Here is an 8,768-nt window from a genome sequence, read left to right as displayed (position 1 = left end):
CTTCCCTTCGGTCTTGCGTTTCCGACTCTATCAGATCTTTTCTCGATCCGATTTCCTCGGCGCTTTCCAGGTTTCCGCTCTCGCGTTTCCCTTTCCGGCAGTTCCGACTCTATCAGATCCTTTCGGGCCTGACTCCCAGTCAGAGGGGGTTGTCTTCGCGGCCGTTGGGCCGTTCCGACGTCTCAAACCTTAGCGGATCCTCTCGGCAGTTCCTAATCGAGCCGCCGAACCCAAGTCGAATTGAATTCGGGCACGCCGAATTCAACCCCGTTGGGAGGTCGTACTAGTGGTTTGGTTGCCGCTCTCGCGGCGGAAGGTGCTGTCGCAGAACCGTTACGGCTCCGCGGCAACCCGAAGAACTTTACGGATCGAGCAGAGGGCTGTCAAGCGTCCCCTGTCAAGATCTTTTCTGCGGGTGGCGGCCTCGCATCAGTCCAGGTCGGTGAGGCGTCCGCCGGCGTCCGGCTGGGCGTCTTCCACCCGGCGGAGCAGGCGGGTGAGGACCTCGCCGAGCGTGGTGCGTTCGTCCGCGGAGAGGTCCTGGAGGAGGTCCTCCTCGAAGACGGAGGCCAGACGCATCGCCTCGAGCCATTTCTCGCGGCCCTCCACGGTCAGCTCCACGATCACGCGGACGCGGTTGGACTCGTCGCGCTCCCTGGTGACCAGGCCCTCGGTGACCATGCGGTCGATTCGGTGGGTCATGGCGGCCGGGGTGAGGCCGAGGCGCTTGGCGAGGTCGCTGGGGCCCATGCGGTAGGGGGCGCCGGAGAGGACGAGGGCCTTGAGGACCTCCCAATCGGCATTGCTGATGCCGAGGGCGGCTGTCTGGCGGCCGTAGGCGACGTTCATACGGCGGTTCAGGCGGGAGAGCGCCGAGACGATCTTCTCGACCTGGGGGTCGAGGTCCTGGAACTCGCGCTGGTAGGCGGCGATCTGTTCTTCGAGTGTCGGTTCGCTGATGCCCGGGGTGTCGCCCATGGGCCGAGTATGGCATGGGCTTGCTTGGCGTTGAAGTCCTTCGGTGTGTACTGTTTAGCTTCGAAGTTTAGCTTTGAAGTCTTCAGGTCTACATACGAGAGAGGTGAACGTGACCAGGGCGATGGGCGCAGCGATGCGCCGGATCCACGTGGGCAACGCACTCAGCGCATTCGGGCTCGGTTTCACCGTCCCCTACCTGTACGTCTACGTGGCGCAGGTGCGGGGGCTGGGTTCCATGACCGCGGGGCTCGTCCTCGCTGTCTTCGCCGTCGCCGCGCTGGTCGTGCTTCCGTTCGCGGGGCGGGCGATCGTCCGGCGGGGTCCGCTGCCGGTGCTGCTCGGCGCTCTGGTCACTGCTGCGCTCGGGGCGCTGAGCCTGGGGCTCGCGGGGAGTGCTGCGGCCGTACTGCTGTCGGCGGCGGCGCTCGGGGCGGGGCAGGCCGTGATGCAGCCGGCGCTCGCGACGATGATCGTGGACTGCTCTGGCGCGGAGACTCGGTCGCGGGCGTTCGCGATGCAGTTCTTTCTGCAGAATCTGGGGCTGGGGGTTGGCGGGCTGATCGGTGGGCACCTCGTCGACACGTCGAGTGTCTCGTCCTTCACTCTGCTGTTCGCCATCGAGGCGGCGATGTTCCTGCTGCTCGTCGTGGTGATGTCGACGGTGCGGGTGCCGCGTGCGCCGCGGATCGAGGGGACGCCGGGGGCTCGGTCGACGAAGGGGAGCTGGAAGCAGTTGCTCGAGAACCGGGCGATGGTGCAGCTGTGTGTGCTGGGCTTCGTGCTGTTCTTCGCCTGCTACGGGCAGTTCGAGTCGGGGCTCGCTGCGTACGGGGTCGAGGCGGCCGGGGTTTCCACGTCGGCGCTCGGGACCGCGTTGGCGGCCAACACCGCGGTGATCGTGGTGGCGCAGTTCGTCGTGCTGAAGTTCGTCGAGCGGCGGAGGCGGTCGCGGGTGATTGCGGCTGTGGGGCTGATCTGGGCCGTGGCTTGGGTTGTGGCGGCGTATGCGGGGCTGGGGCACGGGAGTCAGGAGATGGCTACGGCGGCCTTCGTGTCGACGTATGCGTTGTTCGGGCTGGGTGAGGCGATGTTGTCGCCCACGGTTGCTCCGTTGGTGGCGGATCTGGCTCCTGAGGGGATGGCTGGGCAGTACAACTCTGCGTTTGCCCTGGTGAAGCAGCTTGCGTTGGCTGTTGGGCCGGCTGTGGGTGGGCCTATGGGGGCGTCGCTGCATGGGGCGTATGTCGTGACGTTCTTCGTGTTCTCGCTGGGGATCACGTATCTCGCGGTGCGGCTGGGGCGTCGGCTCAGTGCCGTGCAGGATCAGCCGTGGTTGGGGAAGAGTCGGGTGGTGGCTCAGGGGGCTGCGTCGGGTGCGGGGCAGGCTCGCGCGCACGCCTGAGTTTTCTCGCCCCCGCCGCCCCTACCCATTCCCGTCCCCTGGGGGCTGCTGCCCCCAGACCCCCGCTTCGGCCCTGAACGGGCCTCGTCCTCAAACGCCGGACGGGCTTAAATGCCCGGACCGGCGTCGAGAAGCGGATCCCCCACCGGCGGGGGATCGGGATGGCAGTGCTCGGCCTCAAGCGCCGGAAGGTGACCGTTCGGCGTCGGCCACCGCGGCGCGGGCGCCTGTCCCCCGTTCACGCCCTCGGCGTGGCGACCGTCGGCTTCGGTAGGGCGAACTCGCACCAGACCGCCTTTCCGCCGCCCGGCGTTCGGCGGGAGCCCCAGGCCGAGGCGACGGTGGCGACGATGGCGATGCCTCGGCCTGATTCGTCGCCCGGTTCGGCGCGGCGTCGGCGGGGGAGGTGGTCGTCGCCGTCGGTGACCTCGATGATCAGGCGGCGGTCGGTGCGGCGGAGGCGTAGCCGCATGGGTGGGGTGCCGTGTTGGAGGGAGTTCGCGACGAGTTCGCTGGCCGCCAGGACGCCCAGGTCGTGGAGGTCGGCCGGGAAGCGCCAGCTCGTGAGGACGCCGGAGGCGAAGGCACGCGCGCGGGGAGCCGCTTCGATGCCGCCGAGGAGTTCCAGGGCCGCGTTGCGGAACAGGTCGCTGTCGGGGCCCGTGCGGGCCGGGTGCTGGAGGACGAGGACTGCTACGTCGTCGTCGTGGTCTGCCGTTACGCCTGCTGTGCGGACCAGGCGGTCGCAGACGACCTGGGGGGTGCCGGTCGCGCCGGCCAGGGCTCGTTCCAGGGAGGCGATTCCCTCGTCCAGGTCCTCGTTCCTGCGTTCCACCAGGCCGTCGGTGTAGAGGACTGCCGTGGAGCCGGGGCCCAGGGCGATCGAGCCGGAGGCGTGCATCCAGCCGCCCGTGCCGAGGGGTGGGCCGGTCGGTTCGTCGGCGCGTTGGACCGCGCCGCTCTCGTCGCGGACCAGGATCGGGAGGTGGCCGGCGGAGGCATACACCAGGCGGCCCTCGTTCGGGTCGTGGATGGCGTAGACGCAGGTGGCGATCTGGTTGGCGTCGATCTCCGTGGCAAGGCCGTCCAGCAGCTGGAGGACCTCGTGCGGGGGAAGGTCCAGGCGGGCGTATGCCCTCACGGCCGTACGGAGTTGGCCCATGACTGCGGCTGCTCGTACGCCTCTGCCCATGACGTCGCCGATCACCAGGGCCGTGCGGCCGCCGCCGAGGGTGATCACGTCGTACCAGTCGCCGCCTACCGCTGCCTCCGTGCCGCCCGGGTGGTAGGTGGCGGCGATGCGCAGGTCGTCGGGTTCTTCGAGCTCCTGGGGGAGGAGGGAGCGTTGGAGGGTGACGGCCGTTTCGCGTTGGCGGCGTTCGCTGGCGCGGAGGCGTTCGGCGGCTTCCGCGTGGTCGGTGACGTCCGTGGCGAAGACGAGGACGCCGCCGTCGCCCTCCGTCACGGGGGTGCAGGTGAAGGTGTAGGAACGGCCGTCGGGGGCCTTGCGGGACTTGAGGGTGCGGGGCTTGCCGCTGCGCAGGACCTGGTCGAGGAGGGGGAGCAGGCCCAGCTCGGCCAGCTCGGGGAGGGCCTCGCGGGCCGGTTCGCCCGGGGGGCGCAGGCCGAAGGCGGTCACATAGGCGTCGTTGACGTAGGCCAGGCGGTGGTCGGCGCCGTGGACCAGGGCGACCAGGGCCGGGACGCGGTCCAGGACCTCGCGGACCGGCAGTTCGTCCACTGCGGGGATCGGCTTGGCGTCGTCGGTGAGTTGTTCGGCGCGGGCCGCGGGAACGGAGCCCGGGCTCTCTCCCCGGCGGTCCTGGGCGACCGCCGCCGCGGGTTCGGTCCGCGCTGCGGCGCGGCGCTGCGTTCCGGGGAGCCGGGCGCTCCAGCGCGTGAAGTTCACGAATCCTTGCCTCGTGTCGTCGTCTTCGGCCAGCTCCGGACCCGGCCTGGGGGGTGCAGCACTGTGGGGAGAGCCTCGTGGGTCGGGATCGGTTCGGGGATCAGTCTGGCAGTGCGGCCGACCTGGCCGACACCCGTCAGACGCCTGCCTCGTCGGTGGAGTTCCTGAGTCCGGTCAGGACGACCCCTTCGGGTCGCCTTCCGGCTTGTGAGGATGCTTTCCACCGGCCGCGAGTTCGAACTCCGCTCGGGGATGTTCGAGCGAACCGAGGGAGACGACCTCCCTCTTGAAGAGTCCCGACAGGGTCCATTCGGCCAGGACGCGGGCCTTGCGGTTGAAGGTCGGAACCCTGCTGAGGTGGTAGACGCGGTGCATGAACCAGGCAGGGTAGCCCTTCAGCTTGCGTCCGTAGACGTGGGCGACACCTTGGTGGAAGCCGAGGGAGGCGACCGAACCCGCGTATTTGTGGGCGTATGTCTCCAGGGGTTCGCCGCGCAGGGTGTGGGCGATGTTGTCGCCCAGCACCTTCGCCTGGCGCAGGGCGTGCTGGGCGTTGTGGGCGCACTCCTTGCCGGGATCGCCGGCCGTGACGTCGGGGACGGAGGCGGCGTCTCCCGCGGCCCACGCGTGCGTGGTGCCCTCGACGGTCAGCTCGGGGGTGCACTTCAGCCGACCGCGCTCATTGAGTGGCAGGTCGCTCGCGGCGAGGATCGGGTGGGGTTTGACTCCGGCCGTCCAGACGACCGTACGGGTCGGGAAGCGGGCGCCGTCGCTGAGGACGGCGACGCGGTCCGCGCAGGATTCCAGGCGGGTGTGCAGGCGTACGTCGATGTTGCGGCGGCGCAGTTCGGTGACGGTGTAGCGGCCCATGTCCTCGCCGACCTCGGGCAGGATGCGGTCCGAGGCCTCGACCAGGATCCACTTCATGTCCTCGGGGCGGACGTTGTGGTAGTAGCGCGTGGCATAGCGGGCCATGTCCTCGAGTTCGCCGAGTGCCTCGACACCGGCGTAGCCGCCGCCGACGAAGACGAAGGTGAGGGCCGCGTCGCGGATCGCGGGGTCGCGGGTGGAGGAGGCGATGTCCATCTGCTCGATGACGTGGTTGCGCAGGCCGATGGCCTCTTCGACGGTCTTGAAGCCGATGCCGTGGTCGGCGAGGCCGGGGATCGGGAGGGTGCGCGAGATGGAGCCGGGGGCGAGGACGAGTTCGTCGTACGACAGCTGTTCGGTGCCGGTGCCCTCCTCCTCGCCGGCGAGGGTGGTGAGGGTCGCGGTGCGCTTCGCGTGGTCGATGGCGGTGGCCTCGCCGATGATGATCCGGCACTGCGCCAGGACGCGGCGCAACGGTACGACCACATGGCGCGGGGAGATGGAGCCTGCGGCCGCTTCAGGGAGGAAAGGCTGGTACGTCATGTACGGGTCGGGAGTGACCACCACGATCTCGGCTTCGCCCCGCTCCAGTTCCTGTTTCAGCCTCTGCTGGAGGCGCCGGGCCGTGTACATCCCGACGTAGCCACCGCCGACAACGAGAATGCGCGCACGTTCCTTCACCATCCCATGACGCACCCGGCGCTTGCGTTTGTCCACAGGCTCGGCAATTTGTGTGACCGGAGATCGGCGGCGCCGCGATTTGGCCGAATTGCCGGAGTGCGGGGAAGGTTCGCAGGTCAACGGGTGTGCGCCGGGGGATCACAGGGGTGCAATCTGGACGTAATCGACCCGTACTCCGATCGAGGGGCGCTCCGTGCGGAACCTGCCCCTTCTGAATTGACCCTCGCTCAACTATGTTCGTATGTCGACGGGGTGTAGGGGGATGCGCTCTTCGGGTCCGCGAGTCACACAGGGCGGGCTCGTGGTCCGGGCTTGTTCCGCGACGCTCCGGCTTTGCAAATGACGGGGAGTGTCTCCGGGGGGAGACGTCATTACCGGGGGATCGCTTATGCATGTTCAGGATTCTCGTTGGTCTTCCGCGTCCGCCATCGCATCAGGCGGCGGAGCGGTGGGCGGCACGATGAGCGCGGCTGCGGGCAATGGACGCGGAGAAGCTTCGCGTACGACGCCGCTGCGCGTGGACGCACAGCGCAATCTGGAGCACGTGCTGCGTGCGGCGCGCGAGGTCTTCGGCGAGCTGGGGTACGGCGCGCCGATGGAGGACGTGGCGCGACGCGCGCGGGTCGGCGTCGGGACGGTGTACCGGCGCTTCCCGAGCAAGGACGTCCTGGTGCGGCGGATAGCCGAGGAGGAGACCTCCCGGCTGACCGACCAGGCGCGTGCGGCGCTCGGCCAGGAGGACGAGCCGTGGTCGGCGCTCTCGCGCTTCCTGCGCACGTCGGTGGCCTCGGGCGCCGGGCGGCTGCTGCCGCCGCAGGTGCTGCGCGTCGGGGTCGCCGAGGACGGCGCCGTGCTCGAGGAGGCCCGGGTGCCGCAGCAGCGGACGCAGCCGGGCGCAGGTGAGCTGCGGCTGGTGTCCGAGCAGTCCGCGGCGGTGTCGGCGGACGTGGTGGACGACGCCGGGGCGGCGGCACTGCTCGACGTGGTGGGCCAGCTCGTGGAGCGGGCACGCACGGCGGGCGAGCTGCGCGCCGATGTGTCGGTGTCGGACGTCCTGCTGGTGATCGCGACGGCGGCGCCCGCGCTGCCGGATGCGGCGCAGCAGGCGGCGGCCTCGGCGCGGTTGCTGGACATCCTGCTGGAGGGGTTGCGGTCGCGGCCTCAGACGTGAGCCGGCCGTGACGGCCGCCGCTTCGAAGGTGACCGTTGACTTCGAGGACGTCCATGGCATCGAGGACGTCCATGACATCGAAGGGGTGACCAAGAGACGGGGCGCCGCACCGCCCTCGCCTCGAACACCATCGCGGAACAGGCCGCAGATTTCCGGCCTCGTACTCAACTCCCGCGCCGCCAGCGCCGTTTGAGACCATCATGGACGGGTGAGGCCTAGTACTGCGGTGCGGGAAGTGCCCCACGGACGAGTGGATGGTCCGTACGGGTGGGTCCTGACCGAAAGCCAATATGGCACCCTGACCCGTGTCCGGGACGGGTAGAGCTGGCGGCGGGGGCTTTCCGCGATGAGCGTTGACGGTCGGGACGAGTCACTCGGTGACGGTGACTCGTCGACTCCGCAGGTGCCGAGTCAGGGCGGACGGGCGGACCTGCCGCCTGGCGGCATGCCCGCGGGAGGCCCCACTCAGGGGCGCGCGGCGGGCAGCGTCCCGGCTCAGCGCGACCGGCGCGAGGACAGCACGCTGCCGCCGCCGCGCGAGCTGCCGCCGTCGGACGCCGACCTGATCGGGCGGATGCGCTCCGGCGACGACACCGCCTACGAGGATCTGTACCGGCGCCACGCGGAAGCGGTGCGCCGGTACGCGCGCACCTGCTGCCGTGACGCCCACACCGCGGACGACCTCACGGCCGAGGTCTTCGCCCGCATGCTCCAGGCGGTACGCGGCGGCTCCGGTCCCGAGCACGCCGTACGCGCGTATCTGCTCACCTCGATCCGGCGGGCCGCCGCGGACTGGACGAGATCGGCGCGGCGGGAGCAGCTGGTCGACGACTTCGCGGTGTTCGCCGCGCAGTCCGCGCGTGTGTCCGAGGTGTCCGACGACGACACACTGGACCTCGGGGCGGACGTGCGGGCGTTGCACGAGGCCGAGCAGTCCATGGCCATGCAGGCCTTCCGGTCGCTGCCGGAGCGCTGGCAGGCGGTGCTGTGGCACACCGAGGTCGAGGACGAGTCGCCGAGCGAGGTGGCCACACTCTTCGGGCTCGACGCCAACGGCACGCGCGTGCTCGCCAGCCGCGCCCGCGAAGGGCTCAAGCAGGCCTACCTCCAGGCCCACGTCAGCGCCAGCCTCGTCGGCGACGAGGAGTGCGCCCGCTACGCCGACCGGCTCGGCGCCTACGCCCGCGGCAGCCTGCGCACCCGTGCCGAACGCGGCCTGCGCAAGCACCTGGACGAGTGCGCCAAGTGCCGGCTGGCCGCGGGCCAGATCAAGGAAGTCGCCAGTGGCATCCCGGCCGTCGTGCCGGTCGCGGTCATCGGCTGGTTCGGCGCCGCCGGGTACGCCAAGGCGGCCGCGCTCATCGCCGGCGGTGCCGGGGCGGGTGCGGCCGGTGCCGCGGGGGCGGCCGCCGCGGCGGGCGGCAGTGCGTCCGGCGGGGCGGGCAGCGGGGGCGGTGCGGCCGCTGCCGAGGGGCTGGGCGCGCCGTTGAAGGCCGGTATCGCGGCCGGTGTGGTCGCCGTGGGCGTGGCGGCGGCGATCGTGCTCGCGCTGGCCGGCAACGACACAATGCCCGACAAGACGGACGCCAAGCAGCCCCCCGTCCCCTCCCCCATCGTCGAGGAGACGCCGACGCCCGAGCCCCCGAAGGAGGAGCCGTCGAAGGAGGAGCCGGCCCCGGAGCCGCCGGCGATCGCGCCGGCCGCGCAGCCGAAGCCCGACCCGACACCGACGCCCTCACCCAGGCCCACCCCCAGTC

Annotated in this window: 6 protein-coding genes; 3 read left to right on the top strand and 3 right to left on the bottom strand. The window is 70.4% G+C overall.

Going from position 1 to position 8,768, the window contains the following annotated elements; genetic code table 11:
• Positions 1-429: 429 nt before the first annotated feature.
• Positions 430-978, bottom strand: coding sequence for a MarR family winged helix-turn-helix transcriptional regulator (locus tag ADL12_RS15505; protein WP_062702714.1), 549 nt, complete (start codon positions 976-978; stop codon positions 430-432).
• 133 nt (positions 979-1,111) lie between these two features.
• Between ADL12_RS15505 and ADL12_RS15500 the strand changes: the two genes are divergently transcribed.
• The gene (locus tag ADL12_RS15500; protein WP_208614550.1) at positions 1,112-2,380 is read left to right on the top strand and encodes an MFS transporter; all 1,269 of its coding nucleotides are present in this window, start codon (positions 1,112-1,114) and stop codon (positions 2,378-2,380) included.
• Between the two features lie 238 nt (positions 2,381-2,618).
• Here the strand turns inward: ADL12_RS15500 and ADL12_RS15495 are convergent, their stop codons facing one another.
• A complete protein-coding gene (locus ADL12_RS15495; RefSeq protein WP_062702710.1) occupies positions 2,619-4,289 on the bottom strand; it encodes an ATP-binding SpoIIE family protein phosphatase in 1,671 nt (556 codons plus the stop codon).
• 174 nt (positions 4,290-4,463) lie between these two features.
• A complete protein-coding gene (locus ADL12_RS15490) occupies positions 4,464-5,843 on the bottom strand; it encodes an NAD(P)/FAD-dependent oxidoreductase (RefSeq protein ID WP_062702708.1) in 1,380 nt (459 codons plus the stop codon).
• A gap of 385 nt (positions 5,844-6,228) precedes the next feature.
• Here ADL12_RS15490 and ADL12_RS15485 point away from each other — a divergent pair, with 385 nt between their 5' ends.
• Positions 6,229-7,011, top strand: a complete 783-nt coding sequence (locus ADL12_RS15485; protein ID WP_079052061.1) for a TetR/AcrR family transcriptional regulator — start codon at positions 6,229-6,231, stop codon at positions 7,009-7,011.
• A gap of 346 nt (positions 7,012-7,357) precedes the next feature.
• Positions 7,358-8,768, top strand: a 1,411-nt coding sequence (locus tag ADL12_RS15480) for a sigma-70 family RNA polymerase sigma factor (protein WP_062702716.1), incomplete at its 3' end; no start/stop codon positions are given.

This window comes from Streptomyces regalis, from assembly GCF_001509475.1.
Taxonomy (GTDB): Bacteria; Actinomycetota; Actinomycetes; order Streptomycetales; family Streptomycetaceae; genus Streptomyces; species Streptomyces regalis.
This window is presented reverse-complemented; position numbering and strand designations above follow the sequence as displayed.

Excerpts from the sequence above, each read along its gene's own strand:
- ADL12_RS15505 (WP_062702714.1), bottom strand. The coding sequence starts at position 978 with ATGGGCGACACCCCGGGCATCAGCGAACCGACACTCGAAGAACAGATC.
- ADL12_RS15500 (WP_208614550.1), top strand. The coding sequence starts at position 1,112 with ATGCGCCGGATCCACGTGGGCAACGCACTCAGCGCATTCGGGCTCGGT.
- ADL12_RS15490 (WP_062702708.1), bottom strand. The coding sequence starts at position 5,843 with ATGGTGAAGGAACGTGCGCGCATTCTCGTTGTCGGCGGTGGCTACGTC.
- ADL12_RS15485 (WP_079052061.1), top strand. The coding sequence starts at position 6,229 with ATGCATGTTCAGGATTCTCGTTGGTCTTCCGCGTCCGCCATCGCATCA.